General features: G+C 66.6%; 21 protein-coding genes and 1 tRNA gene. 11 read left to right on the forward strand and 11 right to left on the reverse strand.

Going from position 1 to position 24,419, the window contains the following annotated elements; all coding sequences use genetic code 11:
- Positions 1 to 135: 135 nt before the first annotated feature.
- Positions 136 to 2,160: a methyl-accepting chemotaxis protein gene (locus VHC04_RS04685; protein WP_325678511.1), complete on the reverse strand. Its 2,025-nt coding sequence runs from the start codon at positions 2,158 to 2,160 to the stop codon at positions 136 to 138.
- Between the two features lie 480 nt (positions 2,161 to 2,640).
- On the opposite strand from VHC04_RS04685, the gene glgC reads away from it, so the two are divergent.
- From glgC to VHC04_RS04715, 6 genes are all read left to right on the forward strand, one after another.
- The gene (gene glgC, locus VHC04_RS04690; RefSeq protein WP_325679048.1) at positions 2,641 to 3,861 is read left to right on the forward strand and encodes a glucose-1-phosphate adenylyltransferase; all 1,221 of its coding nucleotides are present in this window, start codon (positions 2,641 to 2,643) and stop codon (positions 3,859 to 3,861) included.
- Complete coding sequence (gene glgA / locus VHC04_RS04695) at positions 3,858 to 5,354, forward strand: glycogen synthase GlgA (protein WP_325678514.1); 1,497 nt, start codon at positions 3,858 to 3,860, stop codon at positions 5,352 to 5,354. The genes glgC and glgA overlap by 4 nt, the downstream gene beginning before the upstream one ends.
- On the forward strand, positions 5,351 to 9,550 hold the full coding sequence (gene glgX, locus VHC04_RS04700) for a glycogen debranching protein GlgX (protein ID WP_325678516.1): 4,200 nt from the start codon (positions 5,351 to 5,353) through the stop codon (positions 9,548 to 9,550). Before glgA ends, glgX begins: the two co-directional genes overlap by 4 nt.
- Positions 9,551 to 9,761: 211 nt before the next feature.
- On the forward strand, positions 9,762 to 10,247 hold the full coding sequence (locus VHC04_RS04705; protein ID WP_325678518.1) for a (2Fe-2S)-binding protein: 486 nt from the start codon (positions 9,762 to 9,764) through the stop codon (positions 10,245 to 10,247).
- A gap of 22 nt (positions 10,248 to 10,269) precedes the next feature.
- Positions 10,270 to 12,651, forward strand: coding sequence for a xanthine dehydrogenase family protein molybdopterin-binding subunit (locus VHC04_RS04710; protein WP_325678520.1), 2,382 nt, complete (start codon positions 10,270 to 10,272; stop codon positions 12,649 to 12,651).
- A 24-nt stretch (positions 12,652 to 12,675) separates the two neighbouring features.
- On the forward strand, positions 12,676 to 13,467 hold the full coding sequence (locus VHC04_RS04715; RefSeq protein WP_325678522.1) for an FAD binding domain-containing protein: 792 nt from the start codon (positions 12,676 to 12,678) through the stop codon (positions 13,465 to 13,467).
- Between the two features lie 173 nt (positions 13,468 to 13,640).
- On the opposite strand, the gene VHC04_RS04720 is transcribed toward VHC04_RS04715, so the two are convergent.
- Complete coding sequence (locus VHC04_RS04720) at positions 13,641 to 13,847, reverse strand: hypothetical protein (RefSeq protein ID WP_325678524.1); 207 nt, start codon at positions 13,845 to 13,847, stop codon at positions 13,641 to 13,643.
- 172 nt (positions 13,848 to 14,019) lie between these two features.
- Between VHC04_RS04720 and rpsD the strand changes: the two genes are divergently transcribed.
- On the forward strand, positions 14,020 to 14,634 hold the full coding sequence (gene rpsD, locus VHC04_RS04725; RefSeq protein ID WP_325678526.1) for a 30S ribosomal protein S4: 615 nt from the start codon (positions 14,020 to 14,022) through the stop codon (positions 14,632 to 14,634).
- Between the two features lie 295 nt (positions 14,635 to 14,929).
- Here the strand turns inward: rpsD and VHC04_RS04730 are convergent, their stop codons facing one another.
- Entirely contained in the window at positions 14,930 to 15,334 is a 405-nt protein-coding gene (locus VHC04_RS04730) for a VOC family protein (protein WP_325678528.1), read from the reverse strand.
- Between the two features lie 432 nt (positions 15,335 to 15,766).
- Positions 15,767 to 16,414, reverse strand: a complete 648-nt coding sequence (locus VHC04_RS04735) for a hypothetical protein (RefSeq protein ID WP_325678530.1) — start codon at positions 16,412 to 16,414, stop codon at positions 15,767 to 15,769.
- 904 nt (positions 16,415 to 17,318) lie between these two features.
- On the opposite strand from VHC04_RS04735, the gene VHC04_RS04740 reads away from it, so the two are divergent.
- The 4 genes from VHC04_RS04740 to VHC04_RS04755 all read left to right on the forward strand — a co-directional run bounded on the left by VHC04_RS04740 (position 17,319) and on the right by VHC04_RS04755 (position 18,641).
- Complete coding sequence (locus VHC04_RS04740) at positions 17,319 to 17,576, forward strand: hypothetical protein (RefSeq protein WP_325678532.1); 258 nt, start codon at positions 17,319 to 17,321, stop codon at positions 17,574 to 17,576.
- A 349-nt stretch (positions 17,577 to 17,925) separates the two neighbouring features.
- Positions 17,926 to 18,081, forward strand: coding sequence for a hypothetical protein (locus VHC04_RS04745; RefSeq protein ID WP_325678534.1), 156 nt, complete (start codon positions 17,926 to 17,928; stop codon positions 18,079 to 18,081).
- Between the two features lie 57 nt (positions 18,082 to 18,138).
- Positions 18,139 to 18,285, forward strand: coding sequence for a hypothetical protein (locus VHC04_RS04750; protein WP_325678536.1), 147 nt, complete (start codon positions 18,139 to 18,141; stop codon positions 18,283 to 18,285).
- Positions 18,282 to 18,641 (forward strand): hypothetical protein, encoded by a 360-nt coding sequence (locus VHC04_RS04755; protein WP_325678538.1) that lies wholly within the window; start codon positions 18,282 to 18,284, stop codon positions 18,639 to 18,641. Before VHC04_RS04750 ends, VHC04_RS04755 begins: the two co-directional genes overlap by 4 nt.
- 5 nt (positions 18,642 to 18,646) lie before the next feature.
- On the opposite strand, the gene VHC04_RS04760 is transcribed toward VHC04_RS04755, so the two are convergent.
- The 7 genes from VHC04_RS04760 to VHC04_RS04790 form a co-directional block, all read right to left on the reverse strand.
- A tRNA-Arg gene (locus VHC04_RS04760) sits at positions 18,647 to 18,723 on the reverse strand.
- Complete coding sequence (locus VHC04_RS04765) at positions 18,714 to 19,238, reverse strand: Swt1 family HEPN domain-containing protein (protein WP_325678540.1); 525 nt, start codon at positions 19,236 to 19,238, stop codon at positions 18,714 to 18,716. The genes VHC04_RS04760 and VHC04_RS04765 overlap by 10 nt, the downstream gene beginning before the upstream one ends.
- Positions 19,235 to 19,720, reverse strand: a complete 486-nt coding sequence (locus tag VHC04_RS04770; RefSeq protein ID WP_325678543.1) for a hypothetical protein — start codon at positions 19,718 to 19,720, stop codon at positions 19,235 to 19,237. Before VHC04_RS04770 ends, VHC04_RS04765 begins: the two co-directional genes overlap by 4 nt.
- Positions 19,721 to 19,731: 11 nt before the next feature.
- Positions 19,732 to 21,099, reverse strand: coding sequence for a DUF3696 domain-containing protein (locus tag VHC04_RS04775; protein WP_325678545.1), 1,368 nt, complete (start codon positions 21,097 to 21,099; stop codon positions 19,732 to 19,734).
- Positions 21,100 to 21,108: 9 nt separating this feature from the next.
- A complete protein-coding gene (locus VHC04_RS04780; protein WP_325678547.1) occupies positions 21,109 to 21,441 on the reverse strand; it encodes a hypothetical protein in 333 nt (110 codons plus the stop codon).
- Between the two features lie 124 nt (positions 21,442 to 21,565).
- Positions 21,566 to 21,937 (reverse strand): hypothetical protein, encoded by a 372-nt coding sequence (locus VHC04_RS04785; RefSeq protein ID WP_325678549.1) that lies wholly within the window; start codon positions 21,935 to 21,937, stop codon positions 21,566 to 21,568.
- A gap of 9 nt (positions 21,938 to 21,946) precedes the next feature.
- A complete protein-coding gene (locus tag VHC04_RS04790; RefSeq protein WP_325678551.1) occupies positions 21,947 to 24,331 on the reverse strand; it encodes a 1-deoxy-D-xylulose-5-phosphate synthase N-terminal domain-containing protein in 2,385 nt (794 codons plus the stop codon).
- Positions 24,332 to 24,419 lie beyond the last annotated feature (88 nt).

Below are 24,419 nucleotides of genomic sequence, written 5' to 3' on the forward strand. Positions count from 1 at the left end.
ATGCTCTATCAACTCTTTGATTCAAGAGCGCGATTCACGCCCTCCAACCGCCGGCTTCAGGCGATCGCGCTCTATCGCCAGTCCAAGAGCGCGATTCACGCCCTCCAACCGCCGGCTTCAGGCGATCGCGCTCTACTAGGCGGCCCGCATCGCCCGCAGGAACTCGGTAACGTGAGCGGTCAGTGCCTCACCGTTCTGCGACAGCTCGGCGGTGGCGGACAGCATCTGCGACGCGGCGGCGCCCGTCTGGCTGGCGGCCTCGCTGACGCCGCCGATATTCGCCGCCACCTCCTGCGTGCCCTGGGCCGCCTGCTGGACGCTGCGAGCGATTTCCTGCGTCGCCGCGGACTGCTCGTCCACCGCCGCCGCGATGGCCGCCGCCGTTTCGCTCACCTGGCCGATGGTCCCGGTGATGCCCTGGATCGACTGCACCGAGGCCTGCGTCGCCTCTTGAATCTCCTTGATCTGCTGGGAGATCTCGTCGGTGGCCCGGGCGGTCTGGCCGGCCAGGGCCTTCACCTCGCTGGCGACGACGGCGAAGCCCTTCCCGGCATCGCCAGCGCGTGCCGCCTCGATGGTGGCGTTCAGCGCCAGCAGGTTGGTCTGGCCGGCGATATGGGTGATGATGCCGACGACATCGCCGATCTTCTGGGCCGCCCCGGCCAGGCTGCGCACCTGCGTATCACTGTCCCGGGCCTGCTGCACGGCATCGGCGATCAGTCGGCTGGATTGCGCGATTTGCTGGCTGATCTCATGGATCGAGCTGCTCAGCTCCTCGGCGGCGGCGGCCACGGTCTGCACGTTCTGCGTCGTCTGCGCCGACGCCGCCGACACCGCGGTCGCCTGGTGCGTGGTCTCCTCGGCGGTCGCCGACATGGCACGGGCGGTCGATTCCAGCTCCGTCGCGGCCGAGGCAACGCCTTGCGTCACCCCTTCGACCACGCTTTCGAAGCTCGCCACACAGCTGTCGATGGTGCGGGCCCGCGCCAACTGATGCTCCTGCTCCGCCTGTTGGCGGGTCCGCAGGCGTTCCGCCTCGATCATGCTTTCCTTGAAGACCTGCACCGATTGCGCCATGGTCCCGATCTCGTCCTTCTGGTCGCGGGCCGGGATCTCGGTCTCCATGAGGCCCTCGGCCAGCTTCCGCATCGCCGCGGTCATCGCCACCACCGGACGTCCGATGACGCCGCCGATGATCCAGGCAACCACCATGCCCACCACCACCGCGCCGACCGACAGCACGATCAGCAGCCATTCGCTCCGCGCCATCGTCGCCTCGGCCTCTGCCAGCACGGCCTGCTTGTCGGCGTCGGCGCTTTCCACCACGGCCTGAGCCTCGGCCATGATCGTATCGGCATCCTGCCGCATGCTCTCATTCATCAGGTGATCGAGCTGCGCGGTCAGCGCGGCGGCGCGATGAAACGCCTGCGCATAGACCTGCGCCTGCTGGCGGGCATGCGCCAGCGACGCCTGGAACGTGTCGGCGGCGGAGACCGGCTGCAACCGCGCCAGCGCCTGGTCCAGTTTGTCGAACTGCGCCTCGGCGGTCTTGACGAAGTCGTTGTCGTGACGCTGCAGCATCTTGTTGGCGACCAGACGGAGCTGCATCGCGCTCACCGCGGCATGACCCGCGGTGCCGGCGGCTTCGCTCAGGCCAGCCTGCGCGGTCGCGTCCACCAGCGCTTCCATGTCTTCCGCCAGGCGGGGGCCGACGACGTCCATTGTCTCGCGTTGCAGGTGGTCGAGCTCCGCCCGCATCTGCCGGATCTTGCCAAAATCGCTCAGCAGCGCGTCCTGCTTGTGGCCGATCTCCCGCATCCGCTGCGCCCGTTCCGGGTCGCTGATCGCGGCGGCAGCCTTCGCCACCGCCTCCCGCGCGGTCTTCGCCGCGGCGTCGGCGGCCGCGGCCGCCGCGGCGTCCCCGGTCAGCGCGTATTGCTGCACCGGCAGGCGCAGTCGGGTGAAGGCAGCCGACACGTCTTCCGTCAGTTCACTGACCAGGGCGCGATGCGCCAGCGCGGTGAAGGCGCGCTCGACCTTCGTGAAGCTGGTATAGGCGGTCACCGCCGAGACCATGAGGATGGCCAGCACGACGCCGAACCCGGCCAGGATCTTGGCCTTGATCGGCAGGTTGGCAGCGGCCCGTGACAAGGACGACATCTCTATATCCCTTCCGAACATCGGGGCGGACGACGGCCGCCGATCCAACTTTCAGCCCATTCCGGAACCGAACGGCGCGCCGTCGCGGCGGCCAGACATGCCCCCCTCGGCATGCGGCACCTCATTTTGAGGCGGGCACCGTTTTCGAAGATCCGGCCAGCGCGGCGATCATCCCGGTGGGTCCATCGGGTTCGATCCCGTACTGACGGCGATGTTCTATGGGCGGCCGGTTAAGAATTGGTGAACGCCGGCCTTCCCGGCGCCATTGCCGCTCCCCAAGGCGGCCCGTTCCGCCCGCGCCGGCCAGGCCGCGCGGCATGCCGCCATGAGTCGTTCGCCTTCCGGTCGTTCACCTCAACGCCTCGTGCACGTCTTCCCCCTTTCGCCCGGCGTGGCGTGTGATAACAATCCGCGAGCAAGATCAGGAGTTTCGGCGTGGTGGAACGTCCAGGCCTGTATGCGCCGATCGTGCGCGAAGCCATGGCGTACGTACTCGCCGGCGGGCGCGGCACGCGGCTGCTGGAGTTGACGGACACACGCGCCAAGCCAGCCGTGTATTTCGGCGGCAAGAGCCGGATCATCGACTTTGCCCTGTCCAACGCGCTGAATTCCGGCATTCGCCGGATCGGCGTGGCGACCCAGTACAAGGCGCACAGCCTGATCCGGCACCTGCAGCGTGGCTGGAACTTCTTCCGGCCCGAACGGAATGAGGGGTTCGACATCCTGCCGGCCTCGCAGCGCAGCGGCGACGACTGGTACGCCGGCACCGCCGACGCGGTGTTCCAGAACATCGACATCATCGCCGACTACCATCCCGAGTACATCGTCATCCTGGCAGGCGATCACGTCTACAAGATGGACTATGCCATGATGCTGCTGCAGCACGTCGAGCAGGACGCCGACGTGACCGTCGGCTGCATCGAGGTGCCGCGCACCCAGGCCACCGCGTTCGGCGTGATGCATGTCGATGAGAGTGATCGTATCGTCGCCTTCGTCGAGAAGCCGGCCGACCCGCCGGCCATACCGGACCGGCCGGACTTCGCCCTGGCCAGCATGGGCATCTACGTGTTCCGCACGCGGTTCCTGATCGAGCAGTTGCGTCGCGACGCCGCCGATCCCAACTCCAGCCGCGATTTCGGCAAGGATATCATTCCGTATCTGGTACAGCACGGCAAGGCCGTGGCGCACCGGTTCCAGAGCTCCTGCGTCACATCGGGCGCCGAGCGGGAAGCCTATTGGCGAGACGTCGGCACGCTGGATGCGTATTGGGAAGCCAATATCGACCTGACCGCGGTCATACCCGCACTGGATCTGTTCGATCGCGACTGGCCGATCTGGTCGTATGCCGAAATCGTGCCGCCCGCGAAATTCGTCCATGACGCGCCCGGGCGGCGCGGCGAGGCGATCTCCTCGCTGGTATCGGGCGGCTGCATCGTCTCCGGCGGCTCCTTGCGGCAATCGCTGCTGTTCACCGGCGTTCACGTCCATTCCTACGCCAGCGTGGAACGCGCGGTGATCCTGCCCAACGCCGATATCGGCCGGCATGTCCGCCTGAAGAACGTGATCGTCGAGAAGGGCGTGCACATCCCGGACGGGCTGGTGGTGGGGGAAGACCCGCTGGCCGATGCCCGCCGGTTCCGTCGGACCGAACGCGGCGTCGTGCTGATCACGCAACCGATGATCGATCGCCTGTCCGCTTGACCCGCGTCCTGTCCGTGACCTCGGAGATCTTTCCGCTGGTGAAGACCGGCGGTCTGGCCGACGTGACCGGTGCCCTGCCAGGCGCGCTGGCGCAGCTGGGCGTGGAAACGACCACGCTGGTGCCGGGCTATCCGGCGGTGACGGCGGCGCTGACGACTGCGTCCGAGGCAGCCCGCTTCGATGATCTGTTCGGCGGCCCGGCGACGGTGCTGGCCGGCACCACGGCGGGCCTGAAGCTGCTGGTGCTGGACGCGCCCCACCTCTTCGCCCGCGACGGCAGCCCGTATTTCGGTCCGGATGGGCGGCCCTGGCCGGACAATGACCTGCGCTTCGCCGCCCTGAGCGCCACCGGCGCCGCCCTGGCCGTCGGCGAGGGCGCTCCCGGTCCAACGGCCAGCGGCAAGGCCGCGATCGGCGGCAAGGTGGCCGGGCGGGGCTTCGACATCGTGCACGCGCATGACTGGCAGGCGGCCTTGGCGGCGGTCTATCTGCATGTGCATGACGGTCCGCGGCCCGGCACCGTGCTGACGATCCATAACCTGGCCTTCCAGGGCCTGTTCCCGGCCAGCCTGTATCCGCGCCTGGGTCTGCCGCCCGGCCTGTTCACCCCCGCCGGGCTGGAGTTCTGGGGTCAGGTCAGCTACCTGAAGGGCGGGCTGGTGTTCGCTGACCGGCTGACCACCGTCTCCCCGACCTATGGGCTCGAAATCAGCCATGCAGGCGCCGGGGCCGGCCTCGACGGCGTGCTCCGCGAACGCGGCGACGTGCTGTGCGGCATCCTGAACGGCATCGACGACACGGTGTGGGACCCGGCCAGGGACACGCTGATCCCATCCCCCTTCTCCGCGCCGCGGCTGCCGCGCAGGGCGGCGAACAAGGCGGCGCTGCAACAGCGCATGGGGCTGGCGCCGGAGCCCGGCACGCTGCTGATCGGGATCGTCTCCCGCCTGACCGAGCAGAAGGGGCTGGACCTGCTGCTGGAGGAGATCGGACCGCGGGCGGCGACCGGCATGCAGTTCGTCATCCTGGGCTCCGGCGACCCGGTCATGCAGGACGGGTTCCTTGCGGCCGCCGCCGCGCACCCCGACCGGATCGGCTGTGAGATCGGCTATGACGAGGCGCTGGCCCATCTGATCCAGGCCGGCGCCGACGCGGTGCTGATGCCGTCCCGCTTCGAACCGTGCGGCCTGACCCAGCTATGTGCCCTGCGCTACGGGGCGATCCCGATCGTCTCCCGCGTCGGTGGGCTGGCGGACACGGTGATCGACGCCAATCCCGCCGCCCTCGCCGCCGGGGTCGCCACCGGCATCCAGTTCGCCCCCGTCACCGGCCCCGCCCTGTCCGACGCGCTGGACCGCGCCGAGACATTGTGGCGGGACCGCGCGACCTGGACACGGATGCAGCGGAACGCCATGAAGGCGGATGTCTCCTGGCGCCGCTCCGCGCAGGAATATGCCACCCTGTATCGCGCGCTGGAGGCGGAGCGGGCTTGAAGACGATAACCGCCGGTTCCCCGTTTCCGCTGGGGGTTACCCAGGTGGGGGCTGCCCAGGTGGGGGTTACCCAGGCCGCCGGCGGGATCAACGTCGCCATTCCCTCCACCTCGGCCGGCGCGATCGCGATCTGCCTGTTCGATGCCATGGACCGGGAGACGGTGCGGCTGCGCCTGCCGGGACGGACCGGGCCGGTGTTCCACGGTTTCGTGCCGGACGTCCCTGCCGGCACGCGCTACGGGCTGCGGGCCTGGGGTCCCTGGGACCCGGGGCGGGGCATGCGGTTCAACCCGGCAAAGCTGCTGGTCGATCCATGGACAACGGCGGTCGACCGGCCGTTCCGGCTGCATGAGCACCTGTTCGACCGCGACACGCCACGCCCGGACGACACCGCCCGGCTGGTGCCGAAAGGCATCGTCGGCACACCCGTACTGGCCGACGCCCGGCCGCGCCCGTTCGACTGGGACCGGCAGGTGATCTACGAGCTGCACGTCCGTGGCTTCACCAGGCTGCATCCGGGTGTACCGGAGCCGCTTCGCGGAACCTTCGCCGGCCTCGCGCATCCCGCCGCCATCGCGCATCTCCGCCGGCTGGGCGTGACCACCGTCGAGCTGATGCCCTCCACCGCCTGGCTCGACGAACGCCACCTCCCCCCGCTCGGCCTCTCCAACTACTGGGGCTACAACCCGATGGCGCTGCTCGCCCCGGATCCGCGATTGGCGCCTGGCGGCTGGGATGAGGTGCGGGCGGCCGTCGCCGCGCTGCACGAAGCCGGCCTGTCGGTGGTGCTGGACATGGTGCTGAACCATAGCGGGGAGAGCGACGAACGCGGCCCCACCGTGTCCCTGCGCGGGCTGGACAATGCCGGCTTCTACCGGCTGCGACCGGACAATCCGGCGCTGTATGTCGACGATGCCGGCTGCGGCAACGTGCTGGCACTGGACCGGCCGCTGCCGTTGCGGCTGGCGCTGGATTCCCTGCGCGCCTGGGCGCTGTACGCGGGGGTGGACGGGTTCCGGCTGGACCTCGCCACCACGCTGTGCCGGCGCGACACCGGTTTCGACCCGGCGGCACCGTTCCTGGCGGCGGCGGAGCAGGACCCGCTGCTGGCCGGCCGGGTGATGATCGCCGAACCCTGGGATATCGGTCCCGGCGGCTACCAGCTGGGCAGCTTTCCCGGCGGCTGGGGTGAGTGGAACGACCGCTATCGCGACGTCATGCGCCGCTTCTGGTGCGGCGATGGTGGCATGGCGGGTGCCTTCGCGACGCGTTTCTCGGGCTCCGCCGACATCTTTGGCGCGGCAAACAGGCCCCTGACCCGCAGCGTCAATTTCATCACCGCGCATGACGGTTTTACCCTGGCCGACCTGGTCTCCTACGCCGCCAAGCACAACGAGGCGAACGGCGAGGACAACCACGACGGGTCCGAGGACAATCATTCCTGGAACAACGGTGTCGAAGGCCCGACCGGCGACGCGGCGGTGCTGGCGCGGCGGGCGGCGGATGTCAGGGCATTGCTGGCAACGCTGCTGCTGTCCCGCGGCACGCCGATGCTGTGCATGGGCGATGAGGCCGGGCGGACACAGCGCGGCAACAACAACGCCTATGCCCAGGACAACGCCATGACGTGGTTCGACTGGGCCGCGGCCGACGATGAGCTGATCGGCTTCACCGCCGGCCTGATCGCGCTGCGCCGGCGGCTGGCGCCGCTGTTCACCGGCGCGCCGCTGACCGGCCAGACAAGCACCGGCCAGACAAGCACCGGCCAGGCAGACGGCACCGCCACCCTGCCGGACGTGGTGTGGCTGCGGCCGGACGGCGAACCGCCCTCGCCGGAGGATTGGAACCGGCCGGATAACCGCACGGTCATCGCCGGGCTCACCGCCGGCGACACGCTCGCCCTGCTGGTGTTCCACGCCGGCCGTGACGCCACCACGGCGATGCCGCCGCCGCCCCGCCCCGGCCGCCACTGGCAGCGCGTGCTCGAAACCGCACCGGGTGGCGGCGACAACTCCGCACCGCGTGGCGGCGACGACCCCGCATCGCGTGGCGGCGACGACCCCGCACCGCGTGGTGGTGGCGGCCTGGCGATCCCGCCGCGCGGCGTCACCGTCTTCGTGGAGACGGACTTCGGGGAGGCGGATGACGCCGCCTCCGCCGACGCCACCGGCACCACCCGGCATGCAGCGGCCGCAACGGACGCCGATGTGGCGCGGCTTGCCGGCCTCGCGGGCATCCGGCCGGGCTGGCGGGATGTCGAGGGCCGGCACCACGTCATCTCGGTCGAGACGCAGCGGGCGCTCCTGGCGGCGATGCGGCTGCCGGCGGACACCCGGGATGACTGCCGCGACAGCCTGATGAGGCTGACCGCGATGCGTGGCGCGGCGCTGCCGCCGGTGATGACGGTCCGCGACGGAGAGGCCATCCGTGTGCGCCTGGGCACGCCCCGGCCGGCCTGGGTGACGCTGGTGCGGGAGGACGGGGCCCTGGAGCGTTACGCGGCCGACGCGGACACGCTGTCGCTGCCGCCTCTGCCGGTTGGCCGGCACCGCCTGTTGCTGGAGGACCGGCCGGAGCAGGTTTGCCACCTGATCGTCGCGCCGCGGGGCTGTTATCTGCCGCCCGAGCTGGCGGCGGGACGGCGGCGTTTCGGGATCGCGGCGCATCTGTATTCGCTGCGAAACCCCGCCGCCGATCCGGGCATCGGCGATTTCGGCACGCTGCGCCGTTTTGCCGCCGATGTGGCACGGACCGGCGCCGAGCTCCTCGGGTTGAACCCGCTGCATGCGATGTTTCCCCATGACCGCCGGCGGATCAGCCCCTATCAGCCCTCCGACCGGCGGTTCCTGGACCCGATCTATATCGACGTCTCGGCCCTGCCCGGCGGCGCCACCCCCGCGTCGCCGGCGCCGGCGCCCGGCCCGGTCGACTACCCCGCCGTCTGGGCGCGCAAACGCGCCGTGCTGCGCGCCGCCTTCGATGCCGCGCCGCGGGATCACCGGCCGGTGCCGGAGGCGCTGCGCCGCCTGGCCGTGCATGAGACGATCTGCGAGGTGGTCGGCCATTCCGATTGGCGCTCCTGGCCTGCCGGGTTGCGGCATCCCGCCGATCCCGGGGTTGGCGCCTTTGCCGCGCAGCATGCCGAGGATGTCGGCTTTCACGTCTTCCTGCAGCGCCTGGCCGACCGGCAGCTGGCGGAGGCCGCCGCATCGGCCGCCGCCGGCGGCCTGTCGCTGGGCTTCTACCGTGACCTGGCGGTGGGCGCCGCGCCGGACGGAGCCGAGGCGTGGTCGAACCAGGACACGCTGATGCGCGGGGTGTCGGTGGGGGCGCCGCCCGATCCGTTCTCCACCCAGGGCCAGGTATGGTCGCTGCCGCCGCCGGACCCGGTGGCGATGCAGCGCGAGGGCTACGCCGGGTTCGCGGCGCTGCTGGAAGCGAACATGCGTCATGCCGGGGCCTTGCGGATCGATCACGTGATGGGGCTGCAGCGGCTGTTCGTGGTGCCGGACGGCGCCACGGCGGCGCACGGCGCCTATGTGGGCTATCCATGCGGCGACCTGCTGGCGCAGGTGGCCCTGCACAGCCGGCGCGCGCGTTGCCTGATCGTGGGCGAAGACCTGGGCACGGTGCCGAAAGGCTTTCCGGAGGCGCTGGCGGCCGAGAACATCCTGTCCTACAGCGTGCTGTGGTTCGAGCGGGAGGATGGCGCGATCAAGCCCGCCGCCGCGTGGCGCCAGCGCGCCGCCGCCTGCGTCTCCACCCACGACCTGCCGACCCTGGCCGGCTGGTGGGAGGGCGCGGACATTTCCGAAAGGCGTGCCCTGGGCCTGATGGACACGCCCGCCGCCGGCGCCGCGATGGCGGAGCGGATGCGGGACAAGGCCGCATTGCTGGCGCTGCTGCGCAAGGACGGGCTGCTGGCGGCGGCGGTCGACCCGGCGGCTTCCCCCCTGCCGGTCGCGGTCGCCGCCGCGGTGCACGCCTTTGTCAGCAGCACACCGGCGATGCTGGCGCTGGTGCAGGCCGACGACCTTGCCGGCGAGCTGGCCGCCGTGAACCTGCCCGGCACCGATCGGGAGCGTCCCAACTGGCAGCGCCGCCTGGCCATGGACGTGGATGCGCTGTTCGGCACGACGCTGGCGGCGGCCATCCTGGCGGCGATGCGGACCCGCACGTCCGATCGGGACGCCTGAGGTTCGCAGCGGCGGTGGGGAAACCGGCCGCGAGGCGTCGTATCCAGCCGTGCAGAACGGTGAAATCCCTGGATTTTCTCCCGCTTGACCGCGTCGGGGCGGCGTGGCCAAACTCGGTAACCAAGAGAGACGTTCAAGCGGCGGGCCGTGGTTTTTGCCCGCTTTTGGCGTCCCGTCCTGACGGAATTTTCGGCAAGAGAGGGGGAGCGCGATGCCCCAGGTCACTCTGACGGTCAATGGCAAGCAGCACACGGTCGAGGTCGAGGGCCGCACCCTGCTGGTCGAGCTGCTGCGCGAGAAGCTCGGCCTGACCGGCACCCATGTCGGCTGCGACACCAGCCAGTGCGGTGCCTGTGTCGTGCACATGGACGGCGTATCGGTGAAATCCTGCACCACGCTGGCGCTGCAGGCCGACGGCACGTCGGTCACCACGATCGAGGGCCTGGCCGCGGCCGACGGCACGCTGCACCCGATGCAGGAAATGTTCCGCGAGCATCACGCCCTGCAATGCGGCTTCTGCACCCCCGGCATGGTGATGACGGCGATCGACCTGGTGAACAGCCACCCCGCCGGCCTGACCGAGAAGGAGATCCGGGAGGGCCTGGAAGGCAATCTGTGCCGCTGCACCGGCTACCATAACATCGTGAAGGCGATCGCCGCCGCGCATCCGCTGATGCACGCCAAGGCGGCCGAATAAACGCCACAAGGGAGAGGCGATCATGGGCTTCGAGGGCATCGGCGCCGCGGTTCGGCGGCGGGAGGATATCCGCTTCCTGAGCGGGCGCGGCAACTATACCGACGATATCAACCGGCCCGGCCAGCTCTACGCGGTGATCAAGCGGTCCGACCGCCCGCATGCCCGGATTAACGGCATCAAGACCGACGCCGCCAAGGCCGCGCCCGGCGTGGTCGCGGTATATGTCGGGGAAGACATGGCGGCGGACAATGTCGGTGGCCTGCCCTGCGGGTGGCAAATCCACAGCCAGGACGGCCAGCCGATGGCGGAGCCGCCGCACCCGGTGATCGCGGTGGGCAAGGTCCGCCATGTCGGCGATCCGGTCGCGGTGGTGGTGGCCACCAGCAGGCAGGAAGCGAAGAACGCCGCCGAACTGATCGAGGTCGACTACACCGACCTGCCCGCCGTGGCCTCCACCCTGGACGCGATGAAGCCCGGCGCGCCCGAGGTGCATGACGGGGTGGCGGGCAATCTCTGCTACGACTGGGTGATCGGCGACAAGGCGGTGGTGGACGGCGTGTTCGCCAATGCGCCGAAGGTGGTGAAGCTGGAGCTGACCAACAACCGGCTGATTCCGAACGCGATGGAACCGCGCGTGGCGCTGGGCGAGTGCGACCCATCCTCGGGCGACTACACGCTATGGACCACCAGCCAGAACCCGCACGTGATCCGGCTGCTGATGGGCGCCTTCGTGCTGCACATCCCGGAGAACAAGCTGCGCGTGGTGGCACCGGATGTCGGCGGCGGGTTCGGCAGCAAGATCTACCACTATGCCGAGGAGGCGATCGTCACCTGGGCGGCCGGCAAGCTGAAAAAGCCGGTGAAGTGGACGGCCGATCGCTCGGAAAGCTTCATGAGCGACGCGCATGGCCGCGACCATGTCAGCACCGCCGAGATGGCGCTGGACAATGACGGCAAATTCCTGGGCCTGCGGATCACCACGATCGCCAACATGGGCGCCTATCTGTCCACCTTCGCGCCCTGCGTGCCGACCTACCTCTACGCCACGCTGCTGGCCGGCGTGTACACGACGCCGGTGATCTACTGCAACGTCAAGGCGGTGTTCACCAACACGGTGCCGGTGGACGCCTATCGCGGCGCCGGCCGGCCGGAGGCGACCTTCCTGCTGGAACGGCTGGTCGACGTGATCGCCCATGACACCGGCATCGACCGTGTGGAGATCCGGCGGAAGAACTTCATCCCGAGGGATGCCTTCCCCTACCAGACCCCGGTCGCGCTGCAATACGACAGCGGCGACTATCAGACGACGCTGGACGTCGCGCTGAAGAACGCCGACTGGGCCGGCTTCGAGTCACGCCGAGCGGAAGCCAGGGCGCGGGGGAAGCTGCGGGGGATCGGGATCTCGACCTATCTGGAAGCCTGCGGCATCGCGCCGTCGGCCGTGGTGGGCAGCCTGGGCGCGCGCGCCGGCCTGTACGAGGTGGCAAATATCCGCGTCCACCCGACCGGCAGCGTCACGGTGTTCACCGGCACGCACAGCCACGGCCAGGGGCATGAGACGACGCTGGCGCAGCTCGTCGTCGACCAGTTGGGCGTGCCGTTCGACCAGGTGGAGGTGGTGCACGGCGACACCGCGAAAATCCCCTTCGGCATGGGCACCTATGGCAGCCGCAGCCTGGCGGTGGGCGGATCGGCGATGGTGAAGGCGATGGACAAGATCATCGCCAAGGGCAAGAAGATCGCCGCCCACCTGATGGAAGCCTCGGTCGACGACATCGAGTTCAAGGATGGCCAGTTCCGCGTCGCCGGCACCGACAAGGCGAAGACGCTGACGGACATCTCGCTGGCCGCGTACGTGCCGCACAACTATCCGATCGAGGAGCTGGAGCCGGGCCTGGACGAGACCGCGTTCTACGACCCGAAGAACTTCACCTTCCCGGGCGGCTGTCATATCGCCGAGGTGGAGATCGACCCGGAGACGGGTGTGGTGCGGATGGTGAACTTCACCGCGGTGGACGATGTCGGGCGGGTGGTCAATCCGATGATCGTGGAGGGCCAGGTGCAGGGCGGCGTCGCCCAGGGCATCGGCCAGGCGCTGCTGGAGAACGCGCAGTACGACGCGCAGGGGCAGCTCCTGTCCGGGTCCTATATGGATTACGTGATGCCACGCGCCGACAATATTCCGTCCATGTCGGTCGCCACCGAGAACACGATGTGCACGCACAACCCGCTGGGCTCGAAGGGCTGCGGCGAGGTTGGCGCGATCGGGTCGCCGCCGGCGGTGATCAACGCGGTGGTGGACGCGCTGCGGGACTACGGCGTACGGCACCTGGACATGCCGGCGACCGCACCAAAGATCTGGTCGATCATCCAGTCGGCCCAGCCGCGCGTGGCAGCGGAATAACGCAGGCACAAGGGGACAGAACCGATGTACGATTTTGCCTATCAGAAGCCCGGCAGCCTGGCGGATGCGGTCGGCGTGCTGACCGGCGATCCGGACGCCAAGGCGCTGGCCGGCGGGCAGACCTTCATCCCGGTGCTGAAGCAGCGCCTGAACAAGCCGACGACGGTCGTGGACCTGGCGAAGCTGGGTCTGTCCGGGATCACCGTGTCGGGCAATGCGATCACCATCGGCGCCATGACCCGCCACTGCGACGTCGCGGCCCATCCCGACATCAGGGCGAAAATCCCCGGCCTGGCCGACCTGGCCTCCTGGATCGGCGACGAGGCGGTGCGCCATCGCGGCACGATCGGCGGATCGCTGGCGAACAACGACCCGGCCGCCTGCTATCCCTGCGCGGTGCTGGCGCTTGGGGCGACGGTGAAGACCGACAAGCGGTCGATCAAGGCCGACGACTACTTCCAAGGCCTGTTCACCACGGCCTTGGCGCAGGGCGAGCTCATCACCGCTGTCGAGTTCCCGATCCCGGAAAGGTCAGCCTACGAGAAATTCCGCAACCCGGCCTCGCGCTATGCCATCGTGGGCGTCTTCGTGGCGAAGTTCCCCGACGGCGTGCGTCTGGCGATCACCGGCGCGGGACAGAACGGCGTATTCCGGCATGCGGCGATGGAGAAGGCATTGTCGGCGAATTTCAGCCCGGATGCGCTGAACGGGATCACCACGCCGGCGGGGGACATGAACAGCGACATCCACGCCTCGGCGGAATACCGCGCGCATCTGTGCGGCGTGATTGCGAAGCGGGCGGTGGCTAAGGCGTGATCGCCTGACGCCGGCGGCGAGAGGGCGTGAATCGCGCTCTTGAGTCAACAAGAGAGCTGCTGACAGGGTCAACCTGTCGGCCCTGGCGTGCTTCAAGGCGCGGCGGCGGCAGCCGGTCTGATGCGCCCGGTGAATGGCAGGGAATCGCCGCCAGGCCCTGGCCACCTGCCGCCCTATCCGGCCAGCCGTGACGCCAGTTTCCGCGCGAGCAGCCAACCCGGCAGCGCGGCCGCCGGTCCGGCCGGGATCAACAGCAGCCAGCCGATATTGGCTCCGGCGACGATCAGGTTCATGCCGATGCCCAGCATCAGGCCCCCGACCAGGGAGCCGGTAACGCCGGCCGCCACGCCGAGCCAGATGATGTCGCTGCGCTGTATCATGCGGCGGTGGGTAGAGCAGCCGGGCGGCGTTTGACAAGCCACCGTCCGGCGCCTATACGCCCGCTTTCCATTGCCGGGAACGTGGACGGCCTTCCGTGAAGGCCGCGCCCGCCTGCCCTGTCCAGGGCCGGCCTACCGGTGCAACAACAGACTCCGAAAGGGCAACGCGCCAATGACCAAGCGCGCCGAGAGCAAGTACAAGATCAATCGCCGCCTGGGTATCAACCTGTGGGGCCGGCCCAAATCCCCCGTCAACAAGCGCGAATACGGTCCCGGCCAGCATGGCCAGCGCCGCAAGAAGCCGACCGACTTCGGCACGCAGCTGATGGCGAAGCAGAAGCTGAAGGGTTACTACGGCAATATCGGTGAGAAGCAGTTCCGGAAATATTACGAGGAAGCCGTGCGCCGGAAGGGCGACACGTCGGAGAACCTGATCGAGATCCTGGAGCGGCGGCTGGACGCGGTCATCTACCGCATGAAGTTTGCCATCACGCCCTTCGCCGCTCGGCAGTTCGTCAGCCACGGCCATGTGCTGGTGAACGGCAAGCGGGTGAACATCCCATCCTACCTGGTGCGTGACAACGACACGATCGAGGTGAAGGACAAGTCGAAGCAACTGGCCATGGTGCTGGATGCGACCCAAAGCACGGAGCGCGACGTGCCGGAGTATCTGGAAGTCGACCATCGCGCCATGAAGGGTCGTTTCGCGCGCGCGCCCAAACTGTCCGACGTGCCGTATCCGGTGCAGATGGAACCGAACCTGGTGGTCGAGTTCTACTCACGGTAAGTCTGCCGCGGCCGGCGATGCAATCAAGTCGGGGGGCGTTGCGGAACAGCCGCGACGACCCCTTTCCTATATGCCGCCTGCACGCCGCCCCGGCGCTCACTCAGACGCCGGGTGAAGATCGGCACCCCACGGCGGACGAAAGCGACGTCCACACCACAACCCTATGAAATAACGCCGCTAATTACGCAGGAGCCGCTTGCGGCGCGATATTCTGCGCGTGGGGGCTATGACAGGGCTGCCGCGATTGAGCGGTAACGGCCTGACCGCGACGGCCGGAAGCCCACATCGCGGAACGTCATGGCCTTGTTGCGCCTCCTGTGGGGCCAGCGACCACGACGACGTAGCCGTCCGGATCGCGCAGCCAGATTTCCCATTGGTTGGGCGCGGGATTGATATGGGCGTCCTCAACCACCTCGGCGCCAAGGTTCTGAGCCCGCTGCACCGCTGCATGGAAATCCCCCACCATGAACCATAGGAGCACTCCGTGCCCTGGCGGCGCAGCGGTCCGATCGACCAGGTTGGGATGGTTCTCTTCGTCCCAGGCATGGAGTTGCAGGACCATCCGATCGGACGAGAAGAGCCTGTCATAGAAATCCCGATGGGGATGTTCGGGAGAGCCGTTCACTCCAAGGAGTTCGGAGTACCACCGGCTACTCGCCCGCACATCGCGAACGGCGATCAGCGGCTGGGCTTCGACCATTAAAACCTCCGCGACGGATGACAAGAGGATCGAACCTGTCGGCTAGAACTTTGCCTTTGTGCCTGGCATATCGCGTCGAGCGGCAAAGCTGTTCCCGACCAGGCGGTCCGACCTCCCACCTTATGCATCCAGAAGAAAATGTAACAGACAACCACTAAGCCAGCTTGCGTACAGCGTACTCTGAAGGGTGCACGATGTATACATGAGTAAAGATCACATCTTCGCTGCTGCCAGGACGATTCTCGATCACCAGGGGATCGAGGGGCCTTTCGGTGCGCACAGTCGCCACACGCGGCGGACTGGTGATCTGGGGGACGGATCATTGATCATTCCAAGAACGACATAAATGGAATCATGTCATTCGCGCTGAAATCAGCGGCCTTTCGTCGATTAGAGTTATCGCTTGCCGCTGAGAACAGGGTAAAGCCTATCTCACCCAGGCCGCCGAACGACCCTCAGTTTTCCGCTCGGACCGCCGCCGCAAAAGAAGCGACGGTCGCCGTCGGATTCTAGTCCGGATACGCCCACACCCTGCGGCATGAGAAGGCTTTCCAGGACCTCGCCCGTCTGATGGTCGACACGTCTCACGTCGCTTTCGTCATCTTCCCACGTGCCGTGCCAGAGTTCGCCATCGATCCACGTGACGCCGGTAACGATTCGATTGGATTCAATTGTCCGAAGGATTGCTCCGGTCTCAGGATCGATTTGATGAATCTTTCGACCTTGATGCTCTCCCATCCACAGTGAGCCCTCAGCCGATGCGAGGCCGGAAGCGCCGCCATAACCGCGGCCTGCTCCGCCCGGTACAGGAATTGTCTTCACCGTATAGCCGGTGGCTGGATCGATTTTCTTGATAGTGTCGTCGGCAATCTGAAACACGTATCGGCCATCGAACGCCGTCCCTGCGTGCGCCGGGACATCGATCGTGCGCTCAATCTCTCCGGTCGCGGGATCAAGGGCGTTGAGTCTGGCTCCCGAGGCAAACCAGACGTATCGACCGTCAAATGTGACGCCATGCACCTGCTCTGCGCCCGAGAAGGGGCCATACTCACGTAAAATTTCGGCCGGAGATCGTTTCATGGGTCCACCCTAACGGTTGGAAGTGCGCCCGGGAGCAAGGTCGTTGGAAATCCTGGCACCGACGAAGATATCCAGCGCCGCGCCGGTCCGCGGCCGAAAGACCGCACCTTGCCTGAGGCCGAAAGCGATTCGAGCGCCCGCTGGACGGTACGCTGGCTGGCGCCTAGCGCGAGTCCCAACGCCGAACTGGACCACGCCTCGCCGTCAGCCAGACGGGCGAGAACTGACGCGTGTTGCTCTTCAACGACCGGGGCCAGGACAGCGACTTCACCTGCGCGGTGCGGCATCAGTGCGAATCCGCGCTTTGTAGCGCTTACGCCTGCCATTGCTCGAAGCGCTCGGCGAAGCCTCGCGTAAAGGCTGGATGCTCTGACGATTTGACCGCCGACCTGCGGTGACAGAGCGGTTGGATTGTCTGGATCAAAAACGATCGCCAACATGGCGGACCCTTCGCTCAAGGATCGGATTGCCGAGCAGATCAGCATGCGGGACCAGGCGGTTGCCGATGCGGAGCGAACGACAGCCACAGTCGAAAGGCTCGGGCCGGCGATCACACCGGAAAGCCTGCGAACATTTGTTCTGGCAGCGCGGCGCAGGCTGCGGAACGAAGATGGAACCTGCCGGCGCGACCATCTGCTGGCGCGCTGGGAGCGGGAGGGACTCGTGCAGTCCGATGGTCCCGCCAGCACGGAGACGGAGGTAGGCTACTGCCCCGGTCCTGGACGATACGCGTCAGGGCACCCCGCGCGCCGGTGCTGCATGGCACGATATACAGCGGTGAGGGTCACACGCTGATCATTTGAGCGACGCAATCCGCATACCGGTCTCGCTGGTTTAAGCGGCCAGGAAGCACTACATTCCACATGCCGAGGCAATCAGGCCCGGCCCCTCGAGGAACAACCCGATGAGCGCAACCACCGAAATCCATGATCGAGACCTCCGCGAGCAGATCGCGCGCATTGATCGCGCGCAGGAGGAAACCCGGAAATTCGTTGCCGAACAGCACAAGCTGATCGCGGAGCAATTGAAGCTGGCGGCTGAAGCAAAGAAGTTGGACCGCGACCGGTTCCTGGCGCCGCTCGCCATGGTTGTCTCCGCGATGGCGGCGGGAGGAGCCTTGGTCGGCGGCACGGTCGCGCTGATGAAGCTGCTGGGCCAGTGAGCCCCACCCGCATTCGCGAGTGCCTTGCCACGTTGGGATGGTCCCAGCGCGGCTTGGCGCGCGTCCTGGACCGCCCGGAGGGTGTCGTCCGGGGCTGGGCACGGGGCGCCGCGCCGGCGCCATCCGATATCGCGGCGTGGCTGGAAAAGCTGGCCCGTTTCCATGAGGCCAACCCGCCGCCGGCGCCGTCACTTGATCCAGTATTTCGCGGCCAGGATGCCGGCGACGGCCACGATCGCCGTGAAGGCGCCGGGGTAGACGATCCACAGGATGAAGTCGGGCAGGGTCACGGCCTCAGCCTTCAAAGCACGCGTCGCCCCTCGAGGAGGCTGGAAAGGGATCAATCCTGATGAGCGACCATCCTGGCAACCTGATCCTGGCGACGCTGCGCGATCTGCGCGGCGACATGGCGGACCTCAAGGCCGATGTGCAGGAGCTGAAACTGCGGCAGTCCGCCACGGAGACCCAGATCGTCGCCTTGCGGCAGAGCGTTGACCGGCGTTGACCGCGTCGTCGGTGACATCGAGCGCATCAAGCGTCGGCTCGACCTTGTAGAGGTTCCATGACGACGGCGCTGGCACTGCAAGGCCCGGCCGACTGGCTGGCCGCGCTGTTGATGGGTGTGGCGCTGGGCTGGCTGATCTCGGTCGGCATCGACCGCACCACCACCGCATGCGCGGGGAAGAATTCGGGGGACACACGACGATGAAACGCTATTGGCCAGTATCGGCGACGATCGCCGTCCTTTTGATATCCAACACCGCGCTGGCACAGTCCTCGCAACCCGTCGAAATGCCGAGATTCGAGACAAAGGAGAACTGCGACACCATCGCCTCAGCCGGCGGGTCCCGATCCGAGCGCGTGTTCGGCACGTGCTTTAAGCGGGAACAGGCCGCGTACAACGCATTGAAGCCGCGATGGGCGGACGTGGCGCCAAGCATCCGCGCTCATTGCGAGAAGGTCACCATGGTAGGAGGGGCTGGCAGCTTCAACACGCTGAAATCATGCGTGGATCGCGAGGAGAAGTCAGCGGCCGCCAATACGCTGAGGACGTTCCAGAGGTAGAAGGATGGCGACCCCGGCAGGGCTCGAACCTGCGGCATCCTGCTTAGAAGGCAGGTGCTCTATCCAACTGAGCTACGGGGCCACTACGCATCTCGCATAGCAGGATGGTGTGCGCGGTGGAACCCATCCGCGCGGCCTCTGGCCTGGCGCTCCGCCAGTTCTCACCATTGCGTATGGATGAGTGTGATCTCGCGCAGCACCCGTACAGACCGGGCCGTCTGATACACCTCTTGCAGCATCACCACCGCTGGCTTCCGGCCACATGGCCCGCGCGTCGTCGTCTTGCAGGCCTATGGCGAGTTGGGAGATCGCGTTGCGCGCTTCCAGCGCCATCGAGGTGAAATTGCGTGCCTTGTGTTTGTCGGTGCGGCCGAAGGCGTCGTCGAAGACCTCTCGCCAATTGTCGAGCATGGTCTTCAGCAGGCCGTACGCGTCGAGCTTCGCATTCGGGCTGCCGCCGGCGGCGCGGCTCGCATAATGCAGCCAGTTCGTCCCATGCTTGTCCTTCATCCGCGCTTCGACGAAGGGGGCGAGTCCCTTTTGCAGATGGAACAGACCGTCTTGGACCCTGCGAAGGGTTTCCTTTTCTGCACTCATGGTGTGAACCAATCTGTCTTGTTGTGACCGCAAAGGTGTTTGACTTGAATGCCCTCGGCGGTCAGGGTTTTCGCGTGATCAAGCCAGTCACTGTCGGTCGCGTTGAAAACCGGCACGTTCTCTCGCCGCGCCAGAGCCGCGAACTTGCGATCACTGGGATCGAACCCGTTGTCGATCAGGGCCTGCGGCAGATCGGCATATTCGCCGTCGGCCCTCCTGGGCAGAGTGATCCGTTCGACTAGCACGGGAGAACTGTGGAGAACGACTTGGTAGAATCTATCCCCCACACCCGGCTGACCGCTCGGACGAAGGTGTCGGCGATATTCCTCCTCGATTTGCTTTTCCAGATCGAGAAGCACGACACCGCTGACCAATAATTTCTTCAGAAACGTGATGGCGGCTATCCGGCAGTCAATCGAAGGTGGCCGCGCGTCATCCGGGTTGGGACGCCCATTAGCTACGATCGGAACATTGGTGTCCACGACGCATCGACTCATTCAGCGGCCTTCATCCGCCGGAGACGCGCCAGTTCGGCTTCCGCCGTTTCCTTGAACGCGTCGCCCATGAATCGGTCGGGCCAGTTGCGGATGTTGCCCAAAAGATCGACGTCGAGTGGCGTCAGCTTGGAAATGCCCTTCGGGGCATCACAGAAATAGAGTTTTACGTCATTGGAAGGGATGACTTCCTCTGCAATCCGTCGCTGCAAACGTAGCAGCAGATGCTCAGAGTGGCTTTCCAGAATAATCTGGACCTTGCGATGCATGGCCGCTTGGATAAGCACGTCGGCGAGTCCGGCCTGGGCAAGTGGATGAAGATGAATCTCGGGCTGCTCCAGAATGACCGTCGAACCTTCAGGCACATATTGCAGCAGCGTCACCACGGGCAGAACTTGCGACACGCCAAAACCGACATCTGTCAGCAGCACCTCGCTCGCGCCGGGACGGGTCCGGATATGCGCCTGGTAGCGATTGGAACCATCAGCGATCTCTTCGACCTTGAACCCCTCGATCAGCCCCATCTCGCGCAGCCAATAGGCGATCATTTCCTGAAACGGCCTAAGACGAGCCTTCGGCTTGAGATTACGGGTTTCCTCGGCGTCCGTTGCCGCCAGAATGGCGTCTATTGCTTTCTCGCCGCGCTGGCCCACATCGGTCGGACGGGAGCGAGCCCAGAGATAATCCCGCTTCGGGAATTCCCTGAGCGGACCCAGATAGAAGATGCGGTCGAGGGCGGCTTCATAGGCTGCCTCCAAATCGGCAAGGAAGCCCGAATTCTGGAAGTAAGTTCGCGCCTGATCAGGAAAAGCATAAGATTTTATAGGCCCCGGTAACTGCCAAGGGCGGCCTTTGGTTCGCAAAAACGAGAAATCACTTACTGTATTGTCCGGTGAAGATGCCTTTAATTCGAATTGGGTCGCTTCGCCCGTTCGGGGCGCCAGGCTGAAACGCTTGTTGCCGAGAGTGTAGGCGATGCGCCGCGCCGAAGGCGCGCGCTGATGCACGCCAACCTCGGCCTCCATGACGAGGACATCGCCGCGCGCGACCGTCGATGTCCGGCTCTCACTCGGATCGATGAGGGCAAGCTCCGTGGGCAAATGGCAGGACAAGCCGATCTCGATCGATCGCTTTTCATCGTGTTGATGAATGGCATCCTTGATCGTGCCGAGTTGGACCAGATCGGCATTCAGTTCCAGTGAAATCGCCCGATCCGTTGCCTCCTTGGTCTGCTTGAGCAAAAGAAGGAATTGGAGAAGGCTGGTCTTGCCAGAGGAGTTTGTGCCGAAAATGCCCGTGATCCGGCCGCAAGTCAGATCGACTGCCGGCCAGGACTTGAAGTTTGTGAAATGGAGCGTTTTCAGCATGGCGGTCGCCTATAGCAACTCCATCTGGCTTAGAGAGGACTGGCTGCCCGGCAATGCCTGGGACGCCGCCGCCAGTTCTTCCAGCTTTGGCCATTCTTGCGCGAGTTCATTGTAGACGAGCGCCTCGGCGGCCCATCCTTTCTGGGTGGCGATCTCGAACAGGCGATAGGCGAGCGCACGCGCATCGGCTGCCTTCGGTCCCATTACAGAAACGATCCGCGCGGCCGCCTCCTCGCCCAGGCCCCAGGCGACCGAGCGCGCGATCTCCCAACGCGCCTCATTCAGGATCGCCTCGTTGTTCGACGCCTCCCAGGGAACCATTCGCTCGATCACCTTGTGCATGCGCTTACGCTCGGCATCCTGCGCCTCATACCGGCACCGCCACCGTGCGACGGCACTTCCAGCACTCGATGCGAAACTGCCACCCAGCAACCTCATAGAGAAGCACCGGGAGACCGCACGCCGGTCATGACACCTGCTTCCACGAGCCGCCCGCAACCTTGCACCACGTGAACCGGTAATTCTGCGGCACCGGCTGACCTCGGAATGAGATCGCATAATCCAGCGCGTGGCACGGCATGCCATCCCGCCGGCTCATGCCCTGGATCGCCACTGTCCCGGCATTGCCGGATGCGGGATTGGTCCAGGACCGGGTGTCACCGACCGTCGCCCTGGGCGAGTGGTTCAACGCCGAGATGGCCTTTCCCAGCAAGGCATAGTCGCGATCGGTCAGCCGAGCATTGTTGGGCCCCCAGCCAAATGCGCCGGTCTGAGCAAACACCGCTCCCCCCGGCACAGCCAAAGCCAACACCACAGCGGTTACACACAGAATACGCATCAATGCATCCTACACCGTCAGCAACGCCTGCGCACAGGCGTCCAGGATTGCGTCCGTGTCCAGACCGTAGGCCCGGTACAGGTCGGGGATGTTGCCGCTCTGCCCGAACCGGTCGGGACCCAGCGGCATGACCCGATGCCCGCGCACCCCGCCCATCCAGGCATGCGTCGCCGGGTGGCCGTCCAGCACGGTGACCAGCGCGGCCCCCGGGGCCAGCGGCGCCAGCACGGTCTCGATGTGCGCCCGCGCCGCGCGGTCACCCGCCCGCCGGGCCCGCTGCGCCGCCAGCCAGCCGGCATGCAGGCGGTCGGGGGACGTGATGGCCAGCAGTCCGGCCCCCGGTTCCTCGGCACGCAGTTCCTCGAATGCCGCCTCGGCCTCCGGAGCGATCGGTCCCTGGTAGCCGAGGGCTATCGGAGCACCCTCGGCCGGCGGGACGACCCAGTGGGCGCCGGCGATGACGGCATCGGCGTCCAGGGTTCGCACCTTCTGTTCCAGGCCGCGTGTCGACAGGCGCAACCAGACGGCCGACCCGTCCGGCCGCTGCATGAAGTCGAAGGCGTGCCGCAACAGGATTGCCAGCTCATCGACATAGGCGGGTTCAAAGCTCGCCAGGCGATCAGCGGCCATGCCGATCAGCGGCGTGTTGACCGACTGGTGCTGCCCGCCTTCGGGCGCCAGCGTCAGGCCCGAGGGCGTGGACACCAGCAGGAAGCGCGCGTCCTGGTAACAGGCGTAGATCAGCGCATCCAGACCGCGATTGACGAACGGGTCATAGACCGTGCCCACCGGCAGCACCCGCGCGCCGGTCATCGCCGGGGCCAGGCCGGCCGCGCCCAGCAGCAGGAACAGGTTCTGCTCCGCGATGCCCAGCTCGATATGCTGGCCCTTGGGCGACATGCCCCAGCGCTGGGCCGATGCCAGCTTGGCGTCGCGGAACACGTCGTTGCGGGTATGCCGGTCGAAGATCCCACGCCGATTGACCCACGGACCCAGGTTGGTCGACACGGTCACATCCGGGGATGTCGTCATGATGTGGGCGGCGAGGTCCTTCAACTCCCCCTGCCCGCGCCCGATCTCGGCCAGGATGTCGCCGAAGCCGCCCTGCGTGGACATCTTGCGCCCGGCGAGCTTCGGCGTCGGCAGCGCGGCCGGCACCGACACCACCGGCGCGGTCAGCGCCCGCCCTTCCGGCGTCAGCTTCGTGCCGAACGGGCAGTCGCGCAGGAAGATGCGCAGCTCGTCCTCGGGTACGTCCAGCCCCTCGAACATGTCCCATTCGTGGTCTGGGCGGATGTTCATGCCGTGCCGGAACTGCTCCATCTGCTCCTTCGTCATCAGCCCGGCATGGTTGTCCTTGTGGCCGGCGAAGGGCAGACCCATGCCCTTGATCGTGTAGGCGATGAAGCAGGTGGGCTGATCGCCCTCGGCCGCCGCCGTGCGGAACGTTTCGATCAACGTCTCGATATCGTGGCCTCCCAAGTTCGTCATCAGGGCCGCAAGCTCGGCGTCATCCAACTCATCGACGATGGCGCGCGCCTTGGAGCGGCCGAGATCGGCCAACAGCGCCTGCCGCCAGGCCGCGCCACCCTGGAAGGTCAGCGCCGAATACAGGCTGTTGGGGCAGTCATCGATCCAGGCCCGCAGCTTGTCGCCGCCTTCGCGCGCGAACGCGGCCTGCAGCTTGCGGCCGTATTTGATGGTGATGCAGTTCCAGCCCATGTCGCGGAACAGGCCTTCGATGCGGCCGAACAGCCGGTCGGGCACCACCGAATCCAGGCTCTGGCGGTTGTAGTCCACCACCCACCAGACGTTGCGGACATCGTGCTTCCAGCCCTCCAGCAGAGCTTCGTAAATGTTGCCTTCGTCCAGTTCCGCATCGCCGGCGATGGCGATGTGCCGGCCTGGCGGCAGGTCCACGCGGCCCATGTCATGCAAGCGCGTATAATCCGCCATCAGCGCGGAAAAGCTGGTCATCGCCACACCCAGGCCGACGGAGCCGGTCGAGAAATCAACTTCCGGCCCGTCCTTGACGCGCGACGGGTAGGGCTGGATCCCACCGAACTGGCGCAGCCCTTCCATCTTTTCCCGCGTCTGCCGCCCGAACAGGTAGTTGATCGCGTGGAACACCGGTCCCGCATGCGGCTTGACGGCAATGCGGTCCTGCGGCCGAGCGATCTCAAAATACAGGGCCGCGAGGATGGAGATGCAGGAGGCGCAGGACGCCTGGTGGCCACCGACCTTCAGCCCGTCCAGGTTCGGGCGGATATGATTGGCGTTGTGGATCATCCACGCGGACAACCACAGGAGCTTGCGTTCGAGCTGATTCAGGATATGCGTGTGACGAACGTCGGAGGCGACCTGCGTCTTCAGTTCGGTCAGCGGCGCGTTCATGGATCCTCCCGCGATCAGCCGGATGGTTCGGCTTCGAAAACCGGGTTTTGCCACCGTTCGGCCCGCAAGTCACCGCTGCCGTGCCGCC

Source organism: Rhodopila sp., from assembly GCF_035548095.1.
In the GTDB taxonomy this organism is placed as follows: Bacteria; Pseudomonadota; Alphaproteobacteria; order Acetobacterales; family Acetobacteraceae; genus Rhodopila.